This window comes from Rhizobium sp. WYCCWR 11152 (assembly GCF_013087615.1).
GTDB lineage: Bacteria > Pseudomonadota > Alphaproteobacteria > Rhizobiales > Rhizobiaceae > Rhizobium > Rhizobium indicum.
The window spans coordinates 264749-287888 of sequence record NZ_JABFCP010000002.1 but is presented as its reverse complement, the minus strand read 5'-3'; the positions used below and the strand labels follow the sequence as shown (position 1 = coordinate 287888).

Below are 23140 nucleotides of genomic sequence, written 5' to 3'. Positions count from 1 at the left end.
CCGACCGATGGGACAGACCGCCGAACCCGTACTCGACATCAGGGGATTGCGAACGATCTTCCGCATCCGCGGCGGCGAGATCACGGCGGTCAACAGTATCGACCTGACTGTTGCCGCCGGCGAGACGCTTGCGCTCGTCGGCGAATCCGGCTCCGGCAAGTCGGTCACCAGCCTGTCGGTCATGCGGCTGCTGACCCGCAACATCGGCGTGATCGCCGCAGGCAGCATCCGCCTCGCGACCAGCGACGGCGTGGTCAGAGATCTCGTCTCCCTCGACGAAGAGAGCATGCGCAGGATCAGGGGCGACGACATCGGCATGATATTCCAGGAGCCGATGTCGAGCCTCAATCCCGTCTTCACCATCGGCGATCAGATCGCCGAGCCAATCCGCATCCATCGCGGTGCCGACCGCAAGGCGGCGATGAACGCAGCCGTCGCGTTGCTTGAAAGCGTCGGCATACCGGACGCCCGGCGCCGCGCCGGCCAATATCCGCACGAACTGTCGGGCGGCATGCGCCAGCGCGCGACGATCGCCATGGCGCTCGCCTGTGATCCGGCGCTGCTAATCGCCGACGAGCCGACAACGGCGCTCGACGTGACGATCCAGGCGCAGATTCTCGACCTGCTCCTCAAGCTGCAGCGCGAGCGCGGCATGGCCATGCTCTTCGTCACCCACAATCTCGGCGTCGTCGCCGAAATCGCCCATCGCGTGGCTGTGATGTATGCCGGCCGGATCGTCGAAGAAGGGCCGGTCGGCGAAGTGTTTCGCAATCCGAAGCATCCCTACACGATGGGCCTCCTCGCCTCCATGCCGCGCCTTGGCGATGCGGCGCGGATGAAGCTGGCCGGCGAAAAGCTCGCGGCCATTCCCGGCATCGTCCCGAGCCTGATGAACATGCCGAGCGGCTGCGCCTTTTCCCCGCGCTGCAAATTCGCGATCGAAGCCTGTCGCGCTGCCGTTCCCGCGCTCGAACAGGTCAATCCGCAGCACCGCAGCCGCTGCATCCGATGGCAGGAGATCTAGATGAGCGCACCGCTGCTGTCCGTCCGCGACCTTTCGAAACATTATACCTCCCGTGGCACGCGGCTGAACATTCTTGAGGGCATCTCCTTCGATATCGGCAAGGGTGAAGTCGTCGGGCTTGTCGGCGAATCCGGCAGCGGAAAGACCACGATCGGGCGTTCCGTCCTTCGCCTCGTCGAGCCGTCGTCAGGCAGCGTCCGTTTCGACGGGACGGAACTCACGGCACTTTCCGCCTCCGCGCTCAGACGGCAACGGCCGCGCATGCAGTATATTTTCCAGGACCCCTTCGCCAGCCTGTCGCCGCGCATGACGATCGGCGAGATCCTGACGGAAGGTCTGAAGATCCAAGGGATCGGAACCGCCCGCGACAGGCTCGAACGGGCGCAGTCGGCGTTGGCCCAGGTCGACTTGCCCGCCGATGCGATCAATCGGTACGCGCATGAATTTTCCGGTGGCCAGCGCCAACGCATCGGGATTGCCCGTGCGTTGACCTTGTCGCCCGAATTCATCGTCGCCGATGAGCCGGTCTCGGCGCTCGACGTGTCGATCCAGGCGCAGGTGATCAACCTGCTGCGCGAACTGCAGCAGCGGCTTGGCCTGACCATGCTGTTCATCTCGCATGACCTGGCCGTCGTCGAATATATCTGCGATCGGGTGATCGTGCTCTATCTCGGCCGCATCATGGAAATCGCGCCGAGTGCCGATCTCTATGCGAGACCGCAGCATCCCTATACGCGCGCGCTGCTGTCGGCGATTCCATCGCCCGATCCGGATGCCCGCCGCAACAGGCAGATCCTGAAAGGCGATATTCCAAGTCCGGCCAATCCGCCGAGCGGATGCGTCTTTCGCACGCGCTGTCCGAGCGCGCTCGAGGCCTGCGCTGGCGCCGTTCCGCAATTGCGGGAAACCGCGCCCGGCCACTTCAAGGCCTGCATTCGCGACGACCTCAACTGATCCGTCATCCATCGGAGAAAAACAGATGACTGCGAAGACGCCGCATCCCGCCATCAGCGGAAATTGGGCGAGCCTGCTTCTACCGATCGCGGCCGATGACAGCATCGAATTCGACAAGCTCGGCGAAGAGATCGACATCCTCATCGATGCCGGCGTCGATGGTATCTATTCGAACGGCACTGCCGGCGAATTCCACAATCAGACGGAGGCGGAGTTCGACAGGATCCAGGCAATGCTGGCCGAACGCTGCAAGGCATCTTCAACGCCATTCGTGATCGGCGCCTGCCAGCCCGACCCGCTGATCATGCTCAATCGCGTCCGCCGCGCCGCCGCGCTCGATCCCCGCGCGATTCAGGTCATATTGCCGGACTGGTGGCCGCTCAACGATGCCGAAGCGGTCGACTACCTGAAACGAGTGGCCGAGGTTGCCGACGGAATTCCGCTCATCCTCTACAATCCGCCGCATGCAAAACGCGCGCTGGCACCAAGGGAACTCGGCATGGTCTGCGCGGCAGTGCCTGAGGTGATCGGCATCAAGCTCGCCGATGGCGACGCCTCCTGGTATGCCGAGGCACGCCGGCATCTGTCCGGGCTTTCGCTCTTCGTCCCAGGCCATCATCTCGCAACCGGCACCAAGGAAGGTGTGGCAGCAGGCTCCTTTTCCAACGTGGCCTGCCTCAGTCCCCGCGGTGCTCAGACCTGGACGGTCTCGATGCGAAACGATATCGACGCCGCACTCGATCTGGAGCGACGCATCTGCACGTTTATGGACGCGCATATCGTCCCGTTTCGCCAGGAATTCGGCTATTCGAACGCCGCTCTCGACAAGCTTTTGAGTGCGATCGGCAATTGGGGACCCGTGGGCACCCGTTTGCGGTTTCCCTACCGCTCGATAGACATGGCAGAAGCGGTCAGGTTGCGACGCATCGCACGCTCCGAACTCCCCGATCTTTTTCCCTGAGTTTGCTCAAAGGACGGGCCTGGCACGAAACAAGCTGCGTTGGCTCGCCTTGATGGGTGTCGAACCGAAGAGACAAGGCCCGATGGCGCAGAACGAAAAGCTCTACCATCCCAGCCGAGCCGATATCTTGCTGGAGGCTTCCTTCAGCAGAACGATGAAGCGGTCGACATCGCTTTTTTGCGTGCGAAATGCCGGGGCGCCGACATTCACCGCGGCGATCACGGATCCGTCGAATGCCAGAACCGGCACCGAGACGGAGACGAGTTGCTCGCTGACTTCACCATAGCTCACACAAAATCCCTGGCGACGGATTTTATCCAATTCAGCAACCAGCTTGCCACGATCCGTGATCGTGCGCTTGGTCAGCCGCGGTAAAGTCTCGGGGATCATTTGCAACTGCACCTGGGGATGGAGATAGGCGAGAAGCACCTTGTACGAGCCGGCCGTGAGCGGCCGCCTTCGACCGATCATCGCCTGAACCCGCAAGTCACGCATCGGTTCGAACTTTGCAATGCACAGGGATTCCCCATTGTCGATGATCCTGAGCTGGGTCGTTTCGTTCGCCTTCTGGCCGACTTCTTCAAGAATAGGATTGGCTATTCGCACCAGATCAACCTGTGTCGAGGCCGCAGTCCCGAGAATGATCGCAGTCGTCCCCAGCCGATAAGTGCCTGTATCGCTCTTCCGCACTAGGCCGCGCCGTTCCAGTGTACGTAACATGCGCAAAATTCTCGGCTTGGTTTCCCCAAGGTTCTGCGCCACCTCAGTCAGTCTGATGTCCGGGTTTTTGGCGACATTCAGCAATACGTCGATGCAGACATCAACAGATTGCACAATATCGCTTTTTGATGATTGTCTTTTGTCCATGGGACCAGAATTTTCTCCGCGACCGAGGCTGAAGGATTGGCATAGTTTCAAGTTACGCCTACCGTAACGCGCTTGTTTTCCGTTTGACAGCCCCCTTGAGGCCCCCTTACCAATTTGTGTCAAGAGTGGACGGGAACCCGCTCGTACCGACCAAGCAAGGTCGGCCCAAAAACGCTAAACCGGGATGGAAGAAATGGCCGCAAAAATATTGACGCGGGCAGCGATCGGGCTGCTCGGAACGATCGCTATTCCTGCAATGGTCGCCGCACAGGAAACCCCGCTGACGATCGGGATGTCGACGACGCCAACGACGCTGGATCCCCATGAAGACAGTTCGGCGCCAAACAATGCGACCTCGCGCCATATCTGGGACAGCCTCATAAACCTCACGGGAACGTCGGCAAATGCCCCGGAACTCGCCACCGAATGGAAGGTCGTCGACCCGACCCACTGGGAATTCAAGCTGCGGAAGGGCGTGAAATTCCATGACGGCAGCGAGTTCAACGCCGATGACGTCATTGCGTCGCTTCTGCGTGCCCGCGACAAGCCCAGCCAGAGCTTTGCTTCCTACACCCGCAATATTGTCAATGTCACGGCCACGGATCCCTATACCATCGTCGTCGAGACCAAGGTTCCGGATCCGATCCTGCTGAATTCCGTCAGCCGAATTCGCATTATCAGCGCCGATTGCAAGGAGGCGCCGGTCCAGGATTTCGACAACGGCAAGTGTGCAATCGGAACCGGAGCCTATTCCTTCGTCTCCTATTCGCCAGGCAGCAACCTGACCTTGAAGCGCAATGACAGCTATTTCGCTGGCCCCTCGCACTGGTCGAACGTCACGCTCCGCTTCCTGCCCGATGACGGCGCCCGTCTGGCATCGCTTCTCTCCAACGAGATCGACATTGTCGAAACCCTTCCTGCCGATGGAATGGCACGCGTGGAAGCGAGCGATAATCTGCAAGTCATCAACGGCCTGTCTTCCCGCTTCGTTTATCTTGGCCTCGATGTCAGCCGCGATCTTTCACCTTTCGTGAAGGCTGCGGATGGCTCCGATCTCGACAAGAACCCGCTCAAGGATGAACGGGTGCGTCGTGCAATGCTGATGTCGATCAACCGGCCGGCAATCGTCGACCGCGTCATGCAGAAGAACGGCACGGTGGCCGACCAGTTCGTCACCCAAGGCTATGCGGGCTATTCCGAAAAAGTCGAGAAGGTGGGTTATGATCCCGCCGCCGCCAAGGCGCTTCTGGCCGAGGCCGGTTATCCCGATGGCTTCAGCCTGACCCTGCATGGCCCCTCTGGCCGTTACGTCAAGGATGCCGAAGTTCTGCAGGCGGTCGGCCAGATGTTCACGCGCATCGGCATCAAATCGAAAGTCGAGGTCCTGCCCTGGTCGATGTATTCGGAAGCCTACTCAAAAGGCACCTACAGCACCTATTTCGGCTCCTGGGGTGTGAACACCGGCGAAACCACCAATCCGACTGTTGCGCTCGTCGCCACGCGCGACGAGAAAAAGGGGACCGGCAGATATAACGGCGGCGGCGTGTCCGATCCGAAGATCGACGAGGTGCTGGCCAAGGCCAGTTCGACGCTCGATCAAGCCGAACGCGCGCCCCTTCTCGAGGAACTGTCGACCGAGACCTTCAACAACCTCTGGCTCCTGCCGATGCATTACGAAAACGTCGTGCTGGGCGCAAAGAAGACCGTGTCCTACACCCCGCGCGGCGACAAATATACGCTCGCTTACGACGTGAAGCCGGCGGACTAATGCATGTCGTCCAAAAGCGTGCAGCGGTTTTGGGACACATAAAGACTTGAAGTGCGTCGCATCGATCCATTCGATGTGGCGCGGTTTAAAACAGCAGCATGGGGCCGCACCAGGGCCGTCCCTTTCGTCATCTCCCAGGAGACATTCATGCAGGAACTTGGAACGGGCGAAGCCGTCGCCCGGGCGAAGGCCATCTATGACTATGGCCAGACGGCCATCTTCGCCTCTCAGGCCGATCCCCGCCTCCATATGGTGCTTTATGTGCCGCCGACGGCGGCAGACGGCCGCAAGCTCGACCTCCTGGTCGCGGTCCACGGCACCGGGCGCACGTCGGCCATCGACTTCCGCGACGGTTTTGCCGAATTCGGGCTCTACAACGATTGCGCCATCCTTTGCCCGATCTTCCCGGTTGGCGTTCTCGGCGATGGTGCGCGTTCCGGCTACAAGTTTCTAGAGGAAGGCGACATCCGCTACGATCGTGTCGTCCTCGCCATGGTCGCGGAGATGGCCGACAAATACCTCCAGGACTGGTCCAAATTCGCCATGTTCGGCTTCTCCGGCGGCGGGCATTTCGTGCATCGTTTCACCATCCTGCATCCGGAAAAGCTCTGGGCGGCATCGATCGGCGCACCTGGTTCCGTCACCCTTCTGGATCCGACGCGTGACTGGTGGGTCGGCATTCGGGATCTGGAAGCGCGCTTCGGCAAGGCCTTCCGGCCCGAAGATCTCGCCAAGGTGCCGGTGCACATGATCGTCGGCGATGCCGATCTGGAGACCTGGGAAATCACCCATAAACCGGGCGGCAAATATTATATGGACGGCGCAAACGACGCCGGCAAAACGCGACCGGAGCGCCTCGCCGCCCTGGCGAGCTCATTCCGCAAAGTGGGTGTCGATGTGACGTTCGATCGTGTTCCAGGCGTCTCTCACGACCGGATGAAAGTTCTGGGCCACGTCAAGGCCTTCCTGTCAAAGGTGCTGGAGGAGCGTCGCGCGAAATGAGAAATGCAACGATCGTGGCGCCTCAGCCGGAGGCAGTCGAAGCCGGCGCGGAAGTTCTCGAACGCGGCGGCAATGCCATCGACGCAGCACTCGCCTGTGCTTTCGTCCAGGGCGTGGTCGACCCGCAGATGGCCGGCATCGGCGGCTTCGGCTCCATGCATGTCTACATGCCGAAAAAGGGCGTGCACGAGATCCTCGAATTTTATGCGCGCGCGCCGTTGAAGGCTGCGCCGGACATGTGGCTCGACAAGATCAAGCACCAAAGCCGCGACGGCTTCGGCTATGTGCTTGAAGGCAATATTTCCGATATCGGTTACCTTGCCGTCTGCACCCCCGGCTCGCTCAGGGGCTATGAGACTGCGCTGCGCGATTACGGCACCTTCGATTGGGCCGATCTCATCAAGCCGGCCATCCGCCTTGCCCGTAACGGTTTCATGATCCGAAACCACATGCATTGGTATTGGGCCAAGGACCAGTCGAATGACGGTTTTGCCAACACGCTCGACAAGCTGCGATTTTCTGCAACGGGCCGGAGAACCTATTTCCACGACGACGGCACGCTCAAGAATGTCGGCGACCTGCTCGTCAACAAGGACATGGCAGAGACCCTCGAACGTATCGCGCGAAGCGGCGGCTCGGACATCTTCTATCACGGCGAACTGGCCGAGCAGATCGCTAGCGATTTCAGGGCAAATGGCGGCCTGATCGATCGGAAGGATCTGGCGCGTTACGAATTGTCGAAGGTAGAGCCGGTTTGGGGCGACTACCGCGACAACCGCATCGCCACCTCGCCTCCGCCAGGCTCGGGCTTCCCGATGCTGGAACTTCTGCATATCATGGAGCAGTTCGACGTCGGCTCGCTGCAGCATGGCAGTACCGATCATGTCCGCATCCTGTTCGAAGCCATGAAGCGGATGACGATCGATAAGGACGCGCATATGGGCGATCCCGCCTATGTCGACGTGCCCTATGAAAAGCTGCTGTCGAAAGAGCATGCAAAGGCGCATGCTGGCGCGATCAAGGCGGGCGAGATCGCAAGTGTTTCGCGTCTTGATACCTCGCTGCGCGACACCACCCACATCTCGGTGATCGACAAGGACGGTAATGCCGTCGCGATGACCCACACTCTCGGCAGTCCCTCGGGTGCGATCACCGACGGCCTCGGCTTCATGTATAATGGCACGATGAGCCGCTTTAATCCGCTTCCGGGCAAGCCCGGCTCCATCGCGCCCGGCAAGCGGCGTCCCAGCTCGGCGGCACCGACGATCGTCTTCAGGGGCGATGAGCCCAGCATCGTCATCGGAGCGCCTGGCGGCAGCTATATCGCGCCCGCCGTTGCGCAATGCCTGATGAACATGATCGATTTCGACATGTCCGTGCTCGAAGCCGTCTCGGCGCCGAGGATCGTAGGGGTGTCAAACACGATCGACATCTGCAATCGCATTCGACACTCTGTCGAAGACGAGTTGCGGGCGCAGGGCTACCAGGTGGCGCGGTCGCCGCAGACATATGCGTTCGCCGCAGTCCACGCGATTAAGATTGACGGCGGCATCTCGAAAGGCGCGGCCGATCCGCAGCGCGACGGGATGGCGATCTCCGTCGCCTAAAGCATGTCGCGCAAAAGTGCGCAGCGGTTTTGCGATAACGACATGCGTAAAACAAAGACGTCGATTCAAAGTGTTACAGCGTCCTTTGCGGCTCTCGAAAAGACGTGCGGCGCTGTAGGGAGAGGTTCAATGGTCACATCCATTATCAGGCGGTTGATACAGGCACTGTTCGTCGTTGTCGCGATGACGATCATTGTCTTCATCGGCGTCAATGTGATCGGCAACCCGGTCGACATCCTCATCAACCCGGACGCCAATCAGGCGGAGCGGGCGCTCGTTATCGCGCATTACGGTCTGGATCAGCCGCTGTGGAAACAGTATCTGCTGTTTCTCCAGGGACTTCTGCACGGGGACTTCGGCAACAGCTTCGTTTATGGGCGACCGGCGCTGGGTCTGATCCTCGAACGTCTCCCGGCGACACTCGAACTGGCGATCACGGCTCTCGGCATCGCGCTGCTGTTCGGCTTGCCGCTTGGGCTGTATGCAGGGCTCTACCCCAATCGGATTTCCTCCAAGCTGATCATGAGCGGCTCAATTCTGGGCTTCTCGCTTCCGACCTTCTGGGTCGGCCTCATGCTGATCATGGTATTTTCCGTCGAGCTTGGCTGGTTGCCGACGAATGGCCGCGGCCAGACGCAGGAGCTGCTTGGCGCACAATGGTCGCTTCTGACCGGGGACGGCATCCGGCACCTTTTATTGCCGGCCTTCAACCTGGCTCTGTTCAAGACTTCGCTCATTCTTCGGCTGACCCGCGCCGGCGTGCAGGAGGTCCTTCCTCAGGACTATGTGAAGTTCGCCCGCGCCAAGGGATTGCGAGAGCGGCGGATCATTTCCGTGCACGTTCTCAAGAACCTGATGATCCCGGTGGTGACCATCATCGGTCTCGAGTTCGGCTCACTGATCGCCTTTTCGGTCGTCACCGAAAGCATCTTTGCCTGGCCGGGCATGGGCAAGCTCATCATCGACTCGATCAACCTTCTCGATCGCCCGGTCATCGTCGCCTACCTGATGATGATGGTGCTGCTCTTCGTCGTCCTCAATTTCATCATCGATATCTGTTATACCCTTCTGGATCCGCGGGTCCGGCTGGAAGGAAAGGCTTGACCCTCATGGCCGAACCACAAACGCAAGACACAAGTGCTCCAACGCCCGAACCCAGTCGTCTGTCGAAAGGGATCGCGGATTTCTTCAGCTCTCCGGCAGCCGCGATTGCCTTCCTCACGCTGGTGATCATCTGTTGCCTGGCGCTGTTCGCGCCATGGATCTCTCCGCAAAATCCCTATGATTTGATGCAGCTCGACATCATGGATGGACGACTGCCGCCGGGGTCCGAATCCATGACCGGGCTCGTCTATCACCTCGGTACCGACAGCCAGGGCCGCGATATCCTGTCCGGCATCCTCTATGGGCTGCGCACGTCGTTATTGGTGGGCGTTCTGTCGGCTTTCGCCGCTGCCATCATCGGAACCTCAGCCGGACTGTTCGCAGCTTACATGGGAGGGCGCACGGAAACCGCGATGATGCGGCTCGTCGACCTGCAGCTGTCGTTTCCCACCATCTTGATGGCGCTCATGATGCTTGCCGTGCTTGGCAAGGGCGTGCCCAACGTGGTGATCGCACTGATCATCGCCGAGTGGGCGACCTATGCCCGCACGGTCCGCGGCACCGCTCTGGTCGAGCGCGAGAAGGAATATATCGAAGCGGCCCGGATGCTGCGCCTGCCCGGATGGCGCATCCTCTTCAGGCACCTGCTGCCGAACTGTCTTGCGCCGGTCATCGTCATCGCCACCATGCAGATCGCCCGGGCAATCGGCCTCGAAGCAACCTTGTCCTTCCTCGGTCTCGGTGCATCCGTGACCGAACCCTCGCTCGGCATGCTGATCTCGACGGGCTACCAGTATCTTCTGACAGGCCTTTACTGGATCAGCTTCTTTCCCGGCATTGCGCTTCTGGTCACGATCGCGGCGATCAATCTCGTCGGCGACCGGCTGCGCGATGTCCTCAACCCGAGGAACATGTCATGACCCCATTGCTGCAAGTGAGCAATCTTGTCACCGAATTCGGCGGCGGCAGGGGACGCCCCAGCCTTTGCGCCGTCAATGATGTGTCGTTCACTGTGGAGCGCGGCAAGGTCCTTGGTCTTGTGGGAGAATCCGGATCCGGAAAGTCGGTGACCGGCTTTTCGATCATGCGGCTCCTTGATAAACCCGGCCGGGTTGTCGGCGGCAGGGTCATCTTCGACGGCGCCGACATCGCGAAATATTCGGACGAAGAGATGCGGCAGCTGCGCGGCAAGCGGATCGCCATGGTATTCCAGGATCCGATGATGACGCTCAATCCGGTCCTGACGGTCGGAACGCAGATGGTGGAAGCCGTCCAGGCACACGAGCGAGTCTCGAAGGATGCCGCCCGGCAGCGGGCGCGGGATGCTTTGGCGCTGGTCGGCATACCAAGCCCTGAAGAAAGGCTTGCCGCCTATCCGCATCAGTTTTCCGGCGGAATGCGCCAGCGCGTGGCAATTGCCATCGCGCTTCTTCACAAGCCGGACCTCATCATCGCCGATGAACCGACAACGGCGCTTGATGTGACGATCCAGAGCCAGATCATTTCCGAATTCCAGAAACTCACGGAAGAGGGAAATACGGCGGTGATCTGGATCACCCACGATCTGGCTATCGTTTCAAGATTGGCCGACGAGATCGCCGTCATGTATGCCGGCCGCCTCGTCGAGACCGGACCGGTGGGCAAGGTTCTGACCGATCCTCACCATCCCTACACCGCCGGTCTGATCGCGTCCGTTCCTTCGCAAAACAGACGCGGAGAGCCCCTTCACCAGATCCGCGGCATGACGCCGGCGATTAACCGGCTCCCACAGGGATGCAGTTTTCGTACGCGCTGCGATCGGGCAACCGACGGCTGTCTGGTCATGCCGGCGCTCATGCCGGAAGGCGATCGCTCCTTCCGTTGCATTCATCCCGTAACGAAAGAGGTAGCATGATGACCGCGACCGCCGCGCCCCTAATCGAAGCGAGGAACGTGTCGCAGCGCTTCGGAGCCAAACCCGACCTCGCCGCCAAGATCGCGCTCAAGCTCAAACTGGCCAAACCGGCGCCTGTCGTTCACGCGCTTGATAATGTCAGCCTCAGCATTCGGCCCGGAGAGGTTGTCGGCCTTGTCGGTGAAAGCGGCTGCGGGAAGTCGACGCTCGGCCGCGCCATTGCAGGGATCACCTCACCAAGCCAGGGCCACATTCTCTGGAAGGGGATGGATCGAAGCGCCATGTCGAAAGGCGAGCAGCATCAGTTTGGCCTCGCCAGCCAGATGATTTTCCAGAACCCGATGGCGGCTCTCAATCCGCGCATGACCGTCGAGCAGCTTATCTGGGAGGCGCCTCGAACGCATGGGCTTGCCCGCTCGACGGAACGCGACGCCTATGTCGACAGATATTTGATGCTGGCCGGTTTCGACCCGGCCATGAAAAAGCGATACCCGCACCAGTTTTCCGGTGGCCAGCGGCAACGCGTCAATATTGCGCGCGCGCTCGCCGTGCAGCCGAAATTCCTCGTCTGTGACGAAAGCGTTGCGGCGCTCGACGTTTCCATCCAGGCACAGGTCATCAACCTGTTCATGGAACTTCGTGACAAGCTCGACCTGACCTATCTGTTCGTCAGCCATGATCTCGGCGTCGTGGAACATATTTCCGACCGTGTTGCGATCATGTATCTCGGCCGCATCGTCGAAGAGGCGCCCGTCGAGGAGGTTTTCAGACGGCCCAATCATCCTTACACGAAAGCGCTCTTGGCCGAAGTGCCGCGCATCGAACCCGGCAAGCGGCAGTTCAAGCCCGTCGACGGCGAACTCCCCAGCCCGATAAACCCGCCGAAAGGCTGCCACTTTCATCCGAGATGCCCGTTTGCGATGGACCGCTGTCGTGTGGAAGTGCCGGTGAAAAAGGAAATTGCACCGGGGCACTTGTCGGCTTGCCACCTCAACGATGAATGATCTCAAGCGATAGGATCGCTGATTGCTTCAGGCCTAACATCATCCCTGTTCTAATGTGCATGAGCGCCGCCCGGACGGGACACTTTTTTCAACCCGGCTCCCGCTGCAGCGGTGTCCGCCAGGGACGCATCGCCGAGCGAGATGACGCCGGTTAGGCGTTTGTCACGATTGACGACGGGAAGGCGGCGGACCTGGACCTGCCCCATATTGCGGGTCACGTCGTCGACATCTTCGTCTTCGAAACAATATTTGACATCGCGCGACATGACTTCGCGCACCTTTGCATCGCCCCCGAGTCCGTCGGCAAGCCCGCGCACGACGAGATCGCGGTCGGTGATCGTTCCGACGAGCCGGTCGTTGTCGCCGACCGGCAGGAAGCCGATCTGCCTGTCGGCCATGCATCTCGCGATTTCGGCTATCGTCTGATTAGGGTTGGCGATTTCTACATCGCGCGACATGATCTCTGACACTTTCATGGTCTTTCCTCCTGTTGTGCGGTTAGCGGAACGTCAAACGTTGCGGTGAGAGTCGTTCCGAAAGGAGGCGGCTCCGTTTATGCCCGCTCCTCCTGGTCACTCCTCGACCCATCTTCAACGGGCTTATCAGGATCCGACCAGAGGGCCTGGACTTCTGCCGGCAGTCCGTGGCGCACTTTCCGCACCTTGCTTGCTCGGATCACTATAGTAACATAGGCCCCGAAAACCGACCTTACGGTTGGCGTCGATTGAACATGATGATGGCTCGAATCTATCAAACCAGTCAGGGAGACGAAAGTTCCGGAAGCCACCGTTAAATGCACCGGCCGCTTCGTCAGGAATCCGACGTGCCCTCCTCCTCCACGAATATCCCCCAAGCGGCGATGAAGAGAGCGGCTATCAGCGGCCCGATCACGAAACCATTGATGCCTAGGAGAGAAATGCCGCCAATGGTGGAAATGAGGACAACATAGTCGGGAAGCTTGGTCTCCCTGCCGACCAGGCGCGGCCGCAGAAGATTATCGACAAGACCGATGACAAGGGCGCCGACCGCAACCAGCACAATCGCCTTCACCCAAAAACCGGCCAGGGCCAGGTAAATGGCCGTGGGGACCCAGATCAATGCGGCGCCGACCGCAGGCAGCAGCGACAGGAAGCTCATCAGTACGCCCCACAGCAGGGCTGGCTCGACGCCGAGGGCCCAGAAGGCGATGCCGCCGATCGAACCCTGGATGATGGCGATGATAATATTGCCTCGCACGGTCGCGTGAACGACCGAAGTGAATTTGGAGGTGAAGCGAACGGTATGGGCATCGCTGAGAGGCAGCGCTCTTCTGATGGCGCGGGCAAGGGCGCGCCCATCCCGGAACATGAAGAACAGGAGATAGAGCATCACGCCGAAGGTGACGAAGAACCGCAGGGTGTTCTGACCGAGGCTCAAGGCGCGTCCGGCAAAAAAACCGCCGCCCTGCATCAATGCCGAGGAGACGCGGTCCTGAAACGTATCGACGCCGTTCAGCTCGATGCTCCGGAGCCAGTCGCGGAGGAACAAGGGCAATGCTTCCTGCAGATTATGAATAAAGCTCCGGACGTCGATCTCGCCAGTGTCCATACGTTGGTAGAGATGGTTGCCCTGCTGGACGAGTGAACTGAGGACGATCAGCCCGGGAATGATAACGACGCAGAGACAGATCAACACATACAGCGCTGCAGCAAGGTTTCCCCGCCCACCCAGCCGAGCCTCTATACGGGCGTGAAGCGGGAAGAAGATGATAGCGAGGACGACTGCCCAGAATATCGCCGAATAGAACGGTAGCACGACGGCGACGAACGCAATGGTCACGAGGACCAGAAGCACATAGAAACTGACACGCTGAAGGAGCATCCGATCTTTCCGCTTCGAGACCGCGGTGATGGTAGCACAGATAAGGCGGCAGCGCTGGGCCTCCCTTCCATCATACTCTAACGGCTCGATGCCGTAGGCGCCGTCCCGCAATCGGCCGGAACTTCTTCTTCAGATCTTAGTTATGCGGCTCATGTTAGTGAAGCCAGTCCAGCCGACACTCGGAACAACAATTCACGTTGAAGATCAGGATGTTCACATCCTTGACGGTGGCAACCCACATGGCATTCCAGTCCTCCTCCTGCATGGCTGCGGCAGTCTTGCGCAGGAAATTTTGCTTCCCTTCGACAACAGCGATTTCCGGATCATTGCACCCGACCGGCCTGGCTATGGACAGAGCGCGCCGCCTGCACCGGCTGAGCGTGGACCTGAGGGACAGTCCTTCTGGCTTGAACGCCTTCTCGCCTCTCTTGACCTGCCGGAGGTGACGATCGTCGCGCACTCGATCGGCAGCGCAGCCGCGCTACACCTTGCGGCAAGAAGACCGGACCTCGTCAGGGGACTTTTTCTCATCTCTCCATGTTGCGGGCCGGTGCCGCCGAAGCCGTTGATTGTGCTTAGATCGGCGGTCGCTCCGGTGGTCGGGCCGTTGATCCGCCGGCACGTCATCGGCCGGTGGCCCGCATTCTTTCTCGATCGAGGCCTGAGGTCGTCCTCCTTTCCCAATCCCCTGCCTTCTCATCTCTCGGACCTGCCGGCCTCTCACGTGGTCAATCCCATTACCATCCGCACGATGGCAGACGAGTTGCGCGCCTTCAACCGAGACATGGAGCGCCTTCCAGATCTGCCTGGCGATCTTCCCCTGCACGTTCTCTTCGGGATGGCGGACCGCGTGATTTCACCGAACTGGCATATCGATTGGCTTTGCAGGAAGCATCCGGGGCCGATCGTCAGATTGCTGGAAGGTGTCGGGCATTTGCCCCATCATGTGGTCCCTGGCGTGGCGCGACGGATGCTTGGTGATCTTGTGGAGGCATGCGCACAAGAAACGGAACTCCCGCGTGTGAGGAGCATCGGCTCGCAGGCGGTTGCGGAAGCGCCATCTCGCAAAAAGTACATGCCGATCTTCAGAGGAGATGAATGCCCGGCCCTTAACTCGAAGCGCCGCGGCATTCCAGAGTAGCGATGGGGCAATACCAGACACAGGAGGCCCGTGACCCGATCTCCGCCTTGAGGGAGGAGATGATTTTTCTGTTGTCGCAAATGAAAAATCTGATTTACTGACGCTTCGCTGCTTGGCTTTAAGGGGGATACTGCCGATGCCGTGGACACGCAGAAATATTGTGCTTGGTGGATTGGCGTTACTTGGCGCCGGTGCAGTGCAGAAACCGGTATTTGCCGCGGCGTCTTCCTTTTTCGACGGCACCATCGTCGACAATGGCGTGACGTTCCGAAGAACCAAGTTCGCCAAGATCGACAAGAAGTGGCACCGCCAGGTCGTCAAATATTTCAGCAGCGAGCCGATCGGCACCGTTGTCGTCGATACGAGGCACCATTTCCTCTACGTGATCATGGAGAACAAGACGGCCATCCGCTACGGCGTCGGCGTCGGCCGCGAGGGCTTCAAATGGTTTGGCCGCGCCACGATTGACAGCAAATCGCTGTGGCCGCGCTGGACGCCGCCGCCGGAGATGCGCAAGCGCCATCCCGAACTGCCCGAATTCGTGGCGGGAGGCTCACCGAAAAATCCGCTCGGTCCCCGCGCCATGTACCTGCATCGCGACGGCGTCGACACCGGCTATCGCTTCCACGGCACGCTGGAGCCGTGGAGCATCGGCAAGGATGCCTCCAGCGGCTGTATCCGCATGTTCAATGAAGACGCCATCGATCTTTACCAGCGTTGCCCGATCGGCACCGCGGTGCAGGTTCTGCCGCATATTGCCGACCAGGCTGAAAGTGCGGCGCAGGTCAGCCAAGCAACCCCGGTCGAATAAGGAATATCAACTTGATGTCTGCTCCGACCGGATACATGAGGCGCCTTGCCGCCGCAGCCATGCTCTTGGCGCTCGCCTCCTGCAGCACCACCGATATCGCCTCCGTGGAAGAACCTGCTGCGGCGCCGATGACCGGCCAGACCAACGATCCCGCGCCCGGTTTCGAAAACGTCGCGATGGGCAGCGAAGAGGATTTCATCCTCAATGTCGGCCGGCGGATCTACTTCAAGCAGGACTCCGCAACACTCGATTCCGTCGCCATGGCAACCCTGGATAACCAAGCCGCCTGGCTCAACAGGAACCCCTCCTGGCTGCTCAAACTGCAGGGATTTGCCGACGACTCCGGCTCCGCATCCAGCATGGAGACGCTGTCGCAGAAGCGCGCCGATGCGGCGATGGCCTATCTCGCCTCGAAGGGCGTGGACGCCAGGCGCATGTGGGCCAAGGGCTACGGCAACGACCGCGAAGTCCGCGACTGCACGGAGCGCTCCTGCAAGGTGCAGAACCGGCGCGTCGTCACCAATCTGCGCACTCAGCCCGACGCGGTCTGATCCAGCTCGAACCACTCAGCGATTGGCGCAGACGCGCCAAGCGCTATCGGCCGGGCTCACTCGAATACGACATGGATCTCGCCAGCCTGCGTTTAATACGAAGGTGGTTGTACATATTCGAGTGGTGACGGCAGATCGATGACGAACCTGATATCCGCGGCATTCGCCGCCACGATCAGCTGGTAATTGCCCGATTCGGCGCGGAAGGCACCGGACTCGATGTCGAAATAAGCGAGATCGCGCGGCAGGATCGTCATTACGGCCGTCCCGGTCTCGCCGGGGAGCAGCGAAAGCTTTGCGAAGGCGCGCAATTCCTTCTCCGGCCGCTCCACCTTGGATTTTGGCGAGCGCACATAGAGCTGGACCAGTTCCGATCCGGCCCGGTCGCCGATATTGGTCAGATCGACGCTGATCGTCACGCCTTCGGCACCCATTTCGCTTGCTGAGAGCCGCGCCTCGCCCCAGCTGAAGCGTGTATAGCCAAGGCCGAAACCGAAGGGGAAGAGCGGTTCGACAGCGCGCGTATCGTGATGACGATAGCCGACGAACACGCCTTCGGCATAGCGCACATGCCCATCCTTACCCGGATAGACGGCTGGATCACCTGTTATCGCGGAATTGTCGGCAATCCCCTTCGGAAATGTCTGCGGCAGGCGCCCACCGGGCTCGACATCGCCGAACAGGACATCGGCAACGGCATTGCCCAGCTCCTGCCCGGGATACCAGATCTGCAGCACGGCGCGAACCTTGCCGAGCCAGGGCATTTCCACCGGGCCGCCGGTCTGCAGCACGACGACGGTGTTGGCGTTGACCGCCGCGACCCGCTCGATCAGTTCCTCCTGCCGACCCGGAAGCCGCATGTCGGGCAGGTCCAAGCCTTCGGTATCCCATTCGCCGTCGCGGCCGACGAAGAGAAGCGCCACATCGGCATTCAGCGCCGTCTCGACGGCGCCCTGCATATCGGCCTCGCCCAAGGGCTTTTCGACGCCGAACCGAATGGCCGTGAGGTTGATCCCCTCCCCGTTTGCCACCGGTGGGTCATATTCCACGGTGACGGCATGGGCTCGGCTCGGATCGAGCGCCACCGTGCCGCGCTGTTCGTCATTGGCGGTGCCGAAATAATTCTCGCCGCGTGTCCAGCCATCATGGCCGTCGACCGTGAGCCTGCCGTCGACGAAGAGCCGCGCCAGTCCAGCATTGGTCATGCCGAAGACATGATCGCCGCTCTCCTCCGGCACGAATTGCATCGTCATCCGTGCCGAGAAATCGGTTGGGTCGAGCTCGGCCGACGGCAGCTCGAACCAGAAGAACTCACCCTTGTCGACGGTTTCGACATGAAGCGGAGTGCCCTGGCAACCACGCCCCTTGAAATATTCGACGGTGATCTTTCCCTTGGCCACCTCGATCAGACGGTTGTGGCGGCAGCCGACGGCGTGGCTGACGCTGTTGGCATTGGAAAGGGCGGCTCGAATCCCTTCGAGCGGGCTGACCGTGTAATGCGCCGCGATCTGCGCGCTGCCGCCGCCCATCACACGCGCGCTCGCGGCGTTGGGTCCGATGACGGCGATCCGGTCGAGCGACGTCTTGGCAAGCGGCAGGATGCCGTCGTTCTTCAAAAGGACTGCTCCCTCTGAGCCGAGACGCCGGATCAGCGCCCGGTCTTCCGGCAGGTCGACTGCCCGCTCGGTGAGGTCGGGCCTCTTCTCGAAGGCACCGACCCGCTCGAGCAGCAGCAGGATCCGCCGCGCCGCCGCCCGCACCGTTGCCGCTTCGACCCTGCCCTCGCGCACGGCCGCAACCAGCTTCTCGCCGCGATCGCGCGCCGGGCCGGGCATTTCGAGATCAAGACCGGCATCGATCGTCTCGGCCGTCGAATGCGAACCAAACCAGTCGGACATGACGATCCCGTCGAATCCCCATTCCTCGCGCAGCACCTTGGTCAGCAGCCACTCATGCTCGCTCGTATAGGTGCCGTTGAGGCGGTTATAGGAGGACATGACGGCCATCACGCCGGCGCGCCTGACAGCCTGTTCGAAGGGGGGAAGGTAGATTTCGCGCAGTGTCCGCTCGTCGATATCGGAAGACATGGTCTGCCGCTCGATCTCGGATTCGTTGCCGGCGAAGTGCTTGATCGTCGCGGCGATCCCCTGGCTCTGCACGCCCTTGATATAGGCGACGGCCAGTTCCGCGGTCAGCATCGGATCCTCGGAATAACATTCGAAATTTCGCCCGTTGAGCCCGGAACGATGAATATTCACTGTGGGCGCGAGCAGCACCGCGGCCCCCTTGCTCTTCGCCTGGCAGGCAAGCGCCACACCCATGCGCTCGACGAGATCGGGATTCCAGGTGGCGCCGAGCGCGATGGCGACAGGAAAGCAGGTCGCCTTGACGCCGCCGACCAGCGAACCCGCGCCGCGGGCGCCATTCGGTCCGTCCGTCACCTTGATCTTCGGCACGTCAAGACGCTCGACGGGAACCGTCGTCCAGAAATCGGCGCCGGACAGCAGGGAGACCTGCTCCTCGAGCGTCATCTTGTCGAGAATGGAATCGATCATGCAAACCTCCCCTTCAATGGAATTCGGGCATTGCGAAGTGCTGGCCGAGCATGCCCGGGCAATTCATCCGGCGGCGGCATCAACTTCTCCACGCGCCAGACAGTTCTTAAACCTACCGATTACTCGGTATTTTTAAGATGTCAACTGCCGAGCCGTGATGTATGGATGGAGGGCGGGAGAAAGAGGCAGGCGGAAGAGACGATGGCAGAGTTTTCTGAATCGAAGACCGGACAGGACGAAAAGCGACGGCGCAGATCCCGCAAGGGCGAAGCGCGCCGTGCGGAGATCCTGACGGCTGCGATGCGGCGCTTTGCCGAAGACGGCTACCAGAATGCCGCCATCGGCGATGTGGCCCGCGACGTCGGCCTGTCGCTGCCCGGCCTGCTGCACCATTTCCCGACCAAGGTCGATCTGCTGCTCGCCATTCTGGACAAGCGCGATCTCGAAAGCGAAAGCTTCATCGACCCCCATCGTTCCGATCTCCGCGGCTTGCTCAAAGGCACGGTCGAGGTCTTCCGCCGCAACGCCGAAATGATCGAGGTCATCAGGGCCTTCGCCATCCTGAATGCCGAGAGCCTGATGAAGGATCACCCGGCCAAGGCCTGGTTTCTCGATCGCGCCACTCAGCTGCAGAATGACATCGCCGCGACCTTCGAACAGGCCGTCGCCGATGGCTCGATCGACGGCAAAATCGATGGCAGGGCGATGGCGGCCGAGCTGATCGCGGTGATGGACGGCCTTCAGATGCTCTGGCTGCGCGATCCCACCCGCTTCGATATGGTCGGCGGGTTGGAAGCCTATGTCAGCCGCCTGCTGGCGAGCCTTGGGTTAGAGGGCTGAGCTTGGTTGAGTGCCGCGGATCATTCCGGGGCACCGAAACGAAAGAGAACCATCTGCCAAGACATGGCATCAGCCATTCTGCAGCTTCCAGGTCCTGACTTCGAACGGCATGATGTCGGCAGGTCCCTTTCGCTCCATCGGCTCTTCGAGAATGTTCAGCGGCTGCGATGCTGCCCATCCGGAAGGCAAGTTGAGGGCGAGCCTGCCGCGCCGGCCGGCCGGTTCGTAAAGGCGCAGGATGAGGCCGTCGCCCTCTTCCGCCGGCTTCAGGCCTGAGAACGCGACAGGGATGCCGGTGACCGCAAGCGGCGCAAAAATGCCGGCGGAGAGGCCGCTGAATTGAGCCGAGACGAGCGGCTGATTGAGATCGATCGCCTCGTCGAGAACGCCGCCTTCATGCCAGGCGCCTTCATGCGGCATCAGTGCATAGGTGAAGCTCTGCTCCCCTTCGTCGGCCAACGGATCCGGATAGATCGGCCCGCGTACGAGGCTCATGCCGATCACATTGCCGCGGGCGCTATGGCCGTATTTGGCATTGTTGAGCAGCGCGACCCCGAAATCCGGCTCGCTGATATCGACGAAGCGGTGCGCGACGGCCTCGAACATCGCCTGCTCCCAGGACGTATTCGTGTGCGTTGCCCGTTCGACGACGCCGAAGGCGCATTCGAAGGTCGCCTTGCGGGCCTGCGCGGCGACCGGGTTCAGGGTTCGCAGCAGCGTGCGGCGATCATGCCAGTCGATCGTCGTTTCGATGTCGAGCCGCCTGGCGTTGGCCGTCAGCACATAGGTCTGCGTGACGCTCGAATTCCGGTAGCGGTAAACGACGCGGATCGCCGCGCGGTGCGGGCCGTCTTCAACGAGGGTGATACTATCAGGCGTATCGAGGCGGACGGCCTTTTCGGCATAATCCGCATCGATGTCCCAGGCGTCCCAGTTGCGCGGCTTGTCGGCCGGATAGACCCAGAGCTGATTTGCCGAGCCGTCGACCGCTTCCCGGCCCGTTGCCTTGTGAAGGAGGCTCGAAACCGCCCCGTCCCTGCCGATGGAGACCGAGAGGTGCTCGTTTTCGAGACGCTCGGGGCCTGCCTTCAGCCCGCCCGCCGGCTTGAGCGAGCCCTTGTCGAAGACCGCGACGGACAAGGGCGCGACGAGATCGGCGGCCGCGACGACCGTGCCGTCGGAGAGCGTTGCGCTGAGCGGTCTGGCCGCAAGAGACGGATTGACGACGACGAGGGCATCGCCAACCCCGCCTTTCGGCAGCTTGGCCGACAGCGCTTGCAAGGCATTTGCCTGTTCGGTTCCAGCACGTTCGATGACGCCGCCCAGTTCCTGCTCGGCATCCTGATAAACTTCACGGATGCTCGAGCCCGGCAGAATGTCGTGAAATTCGTTCTTCAGCACCACGCGCCAATCCGCTTCGAGGCTTCGGGGCCCGTCTGCTCCGAGCATATGCGCCAGCGAAGCGATGGTTTCGGCGGTGATCAGCGCGCGTTCGGCCTGGCGATGCTTGCGCTTGACGCCGCTTTGCGACGTCAGCGTGGCGCGGTGCAGTTCGAGATAGATTTCGCCATCCCATACCGGAAGGTTCTTTTCGCCTGCGGTGCGGTGCGCTTGTTCGTAATAGCTTTTGACGGTGCCCCAGCGTGCCTGCGGGATCGCCGGGAAATCGCGCAGCTGCACCTCGCGCTCGACCATCTCGGGCGTGACGCCGCCGCCGCCGTCGCCATATCCGACGGCCAGCAGCGAGGTATCGTGCTGTGTCTTGCCGCGGAAATTCTTCCATGTCGGCACGTAGCAATCGGCTTGCACGAAGCCGTTATAACCCTGCATCGGATTGTCGAACGTGTGGGTCAGCACCCGGCTGCCGTCGAGACCCTTCCACCAGAAGAGATCGGATGGAATATGGTTGGTCTCGCTCCAATTGACCTTGATTGTGAAGAAGCTGTCGATGCCGCCCTGCCTCAAGATTTGCGGCAGCGCGCCTGAAAAGCCAAAGCAATCGGGCAGCCAGCAGACCGTATGGCGCGTGCCGAAGGTCTTTTCGAAATAACGCTGGCCATAGAGAACCTGACGGGCGAGACTTTCGCCGGTCGGCATGTTCGTGTCGGGCTCCACCCACATGCCGCCGACGGTTTCCCACTTTCCATCCGCGACCTTCTGCTTGATGCGCTCGAGAAGCTCCGGGTCTTCCTCTTCCATCTGCGCGTAATAATGGGCGGTCGATTGATTGAAGCGGAAATCGTCGGAGCGCTCCATCAATGACAGCGCTGTATTGAAGGTGCGCCGCATTTTCCGCCGCGTCTCGCGATAGGGCCAAAGCCAGGCGAGATCGATATGCGCATGGCCCGTCAGCAGCAATTCTCCATTCGGCGGGAAGCGCTTCTGCAGCTCCTTCAACTTCGCCGTCAGAGCCTCGAAGGCTGTGGCTGCCGAAGCGCTCTGCTCCTCCGTAAGGCCTGCCGGATTAGCCTCGAGCTCCGGCAGTTCCCAGATCTTCTGCTGCATGACAGCGCTTGATGTGCGGGAGATATAGGCCGCCGTATCCGACGGCCAGTCGAGACTGCGCAACGCGTGCTCGGCGGCATCCATCAGGTGCGGCACGACTTCATGCTCGCCCAGCACATCGATTGCCTCGGCAACCTGCTTTAACAGAAGATGCAGGCGGTGAGCTGGACCATCGAGCCAGATAAATCGAGCCTTGTTGAGCCGTGGAGCGCGATTGGGCTCGCCGAATGGAAACCGGGCGACGGTTTCCGTTGCGATCGAAAAGCGGCGGCCCTTCAGCGGGAATTCCTGATGGTAGGGATCGAGACCGAATGTTTCCGTCTCGCCGTCGGGGTAGCTGAGCGTAATCAGGCTCTCGCCGCCGAGGTCGAGCTGCAGGCGAATATCGCCGAGAGGCCACGCCTCCGGCGCTTCAGCGGTCGCGGCAAAATGCACCACCCCCTGGCGGTGCGGCCAATCCTGGTGATGCGCGATCGGTTCGTCCTCGAAGGTCCAGCCATCGATCGCAGCACTTTGTCGATCCCGCCAATGAGCGAGCTCGGCAATGCGAACTTTCAGACGATCAAGGCGCTGGGCAATGGTCAGAGGCATGGCTTATCCTGTTTAAAATCGACGGCTGACAATTTTGTCGTCAAGCTTTTAGGGCCGCGGTCATGGTTTTGGGGGAGATGGCGCGACCGACATCGCGACTT

Annotated in this window: 19 protein-coding genes; 14 read left to right on the top strand and 5 right to left on the bottom strand. The window is 60.9% G+C overall.

Features of this window, described 5'->3' with window-relative positions; genetic code table 11:
- Nucleotides 1-7 precede the first annotated feature (7 nt).
- From G9X67_RS01635 to G9X67_RS01625, 3 genes are read left to right on the top strand one after another with little or no spacing between them, the layout of a single operon-like run.
- Entirely contained in the window at nucleotides 8-1024 is a 1017-nt protein-coding gene (locus tag G9X67_RS01635; RefSeq protein ID WP_171597850.1) for an ABC transporter ATP-binding protein, read from the top strand.
- A complete protein-coding gene (locus tag G9X67_RS01630; RefSeq protein WP_138390386.1) occupies nucleotides 1025-1978 on the top strand; it encodes an oligopeptide/dipeptide ABC transporter ATP-binding protein in 954 nt (317 codons plus the stop codon).
- Between the two features lie 25 nt (nucleotides 1979-2003).
- A complete protein-coding gene (locus G9X67_RS01625; protein ID WP_171597849.1) occupies nucleotides 2004-2939 on the top strand; it encodes a dihydrodipicolinate synthase family protein in 936 nt (311 codons plus the stop codon).
- A 102-nt stretch (nucleotides 2940-3041) separates the two neighbouring features.
- Here G9X67_RS01625 and G9X67_RS01620 read toward each other — a convergent pair whose 3' ends face one another.
- Nucleotides 3042-3806, bottom strand: coding sequence for an IclR family transcriptional regulator (locus G9X67_RS01620; protein WP_171597848.1), 765 nt, complete (start codon nucleotides 3804-3806; stop codon nucleotides 3042-3044).
- Between the two features lie 193 nt (nucleotides 3807-3999).
- On the opposite strand from G9X67_RS01620, the gene G9X67_RS01615 reads away from it, so the two are divergent.
- The 7 genes from G9X67_RS01615 to G9X67_RS01585 all read left to right on the top strand — a co-directional run bounded on the left by G9X67_RS01615 (nucleotide 4000) and on the right by G9X67_RS01585 (nucleotide 12185).
- On the top strand, nucleotides 4000-5574 hold the full coding sequence (locus G9X67_RS01615) for an ABC transporter substrate-binding protein (protein ID WP_171597847.1): 1575 nt from the start codon (nucleotides 4000-4002) through the stop codon (nucleotides 5572-5574).
- A 147-nt stretch (nucleotides 5575-5721) separates the two neighbouring features.
- On the top strand, nucleotides 5722-6576 hold the full coding sequence (locus G9X67_RS01610; protein ID WP_138390394.1) for an alpha/beta hydrolase: 855 nt from the start codon (nucleotides 5722-5724) through the stop codon (nucleotides 6574-6576).
- Nucleotides 6573-8183 (top strand): gamma-glutamyltransferase, encoded by a 1611-nt coding sequence (ggt, locus tag G9X67_RS01605; RefSeq protein ID WP_171597846.1) that lies wholly within the window; start codon nucleotides 6573-6575, stop codon nucleotides 8181-8183. The genes G9X67_RS01610 and ggt overlap by 4 nt, the downstream gene beginning before the upstream one ends.
- A gap of 129 nt (nucleotides 8184-8312) precedes the next feature.
- A complete protein-coding gene (locus G9X67_RS01600; RefSeq protein WP_171597845.1) occupies nucleotides 8313-9287 on the top strand; it encodes an ABC transporter permease in 975 nt (324 codons plus the stop codon).
- 5 nt (nucleotides 9288-9292) lie between these two features.
- Nucleotides 9293-10207: an ABC transporter permease gene (locus G9X67_RS01595; RefSeq protein WP_138390398.1), complete on the top strand. Its 915-nt coding sequence runs from the start codon at nucleotides 9293-9295 to the stop codon at nucleotides 10205-10207.
- On the top strand, nucleotides 10204-11181 hold the full coding sequence (locus G9X67_RS01590; protein WP_138390399.1) for an ABC transporter ATP-binding protein: 978 nt from the start codon (nucleotides 10204-10206) through the stop codon (nucleotides 11179-11181). The genes G9X67_RS01595 and G9X67_RS01590 overlap by 4 nt, the downstream gene beginning before the upstream one ends.
- A complete protein-coding gene (locus G9X67_RS01585; RefSeq protein ID WP_246705352.1) occupies nucleotides 11181-12185 on the top strand; it encodes an ABC transporter ATP-binding protein in 1005 nt (334 codons plus the stop codon). The genes G9X67_RS01590 and G9X67_RS01585 overlap by 1 nt, the downstream gene beginning before the upstream one ends.
- A 50-nt stretch (nucleotides 12186-12235) precedes the next feature.
- On the opposite strand, the gene G9X67_RS01580 is transcribed toward G9X67_RS01585, so the two are convergent.
- Nucleotides 12236-12661 (bottom strand): CBS domain-containing protein, encoded by a 426-nt coding sequence (locus G9X67_RS01580; protein WP_017957358.1) that lies wholly within the window; start codon nucleotides 12659-12661, stop codon nucleotides 12236-12238.
- 334 nt (nucleotides 12662-12995) lie between these two features.
- Nucleotides 12996-14045: an AI-2E family transporter gene (locus G9X67_RS01575; protein WP_171597971.1), complete on the bottom strand. Its 1050-nt coding sequence runs from the start codon at nucleotides 14043-14045 to the stop codon at nucleotides 12996-12998.
- Nucleotides 14046-14196: 151 nt separating this feature from the next.
- On the opposite strand from G9X67_RS01575, the gene G9X67_RS01570 reads away from it, so the two are divergent.
- From G9X67_RS01570 to G9X67_RS01560, 3 genes are all read left to right on the top strand, one after another.
- Entirely contained in the window at nucleotides 14197-15186 is a 990-nt protein-coding gene (locus G9X67_RS01570) for an alpha/beta hydrolase (protein ID WP_246705351.1), read from the top strand.
- 136 nt (nucleotides 15187-15322) lie between these two features.
- A complete protein-coding gene (locus G9X67_RS01565; protein ID WP_171597842.1) occupies nucleotides 15323-15997 on the top strand; it encodes a L,D-transpeptidase in 675 nt (224 codons plus the stop codon).
- A gap of 14 nt (nucleotides 15998-16011) precedes the next feature.
- Nucleotides 16012-16548, top strand: a complete 537-nt coding sequence (locus tag G9X67_RS01560) for an OmpA family protein (RefSeq protein ID WP_171597841.1) — start codon at nucleotides 16012-16014, stop codon at nucleotides 16546-16548.
- A 92-nt stretch (nucleotides 16549-16640) separates the two neighbouring features.
- On the opposite strand, the gene G9X67_RS01555 is transcribed toward G9X67_RS01560, so the two are convergent.
- Entirely contained in the window at nucleotides 16641-19103 is a 2463-nt protein-coding gene (locus G9X67_RS01555; RefSeq protein WP_171597840.1) for a glycoside hydrolase family 3 C-terminal domain-containing protein, read from the bottom strand.
- 201 nt (nucleotides 19104-19304) lie between these two features.
- On the opposite strand from G9X67_RS01555, the gene G9X67_RS01550 reads away from it, so the two are divergent.
- Nucleotides 19305-19943, top strand: coding sequence for a TetR/AcrR family transcriptional regulator (locus G9X67_RS01550; protein WP_171597839.1), 639 nt, complete (start codon nucleotides 19305-19307; stop codon nucleotides 19941-19943).
- Nucleotides 19944-20012: 69 nt separating this feature from the next.
- Here the strand turns inward: G9X67_RS01550 and G9X67_RS01545 are convergent, their stop codons facing one another.
- Nucleotides 20013-23039: a glycoside hydrolase family 38 C-terminal domain-containing protein gene (locus tag G9X67_RS01545; RefSeq protein ID WP_171597838.1), complete on the bottom strand. Its 3027-nt coding sequence runs from the start codon at nucleotides 23037-23039 to the stop codon at nucleotides 20013-20015.
- Nucleotides 23040-23140: the final 101 nt, after the last annotated feature.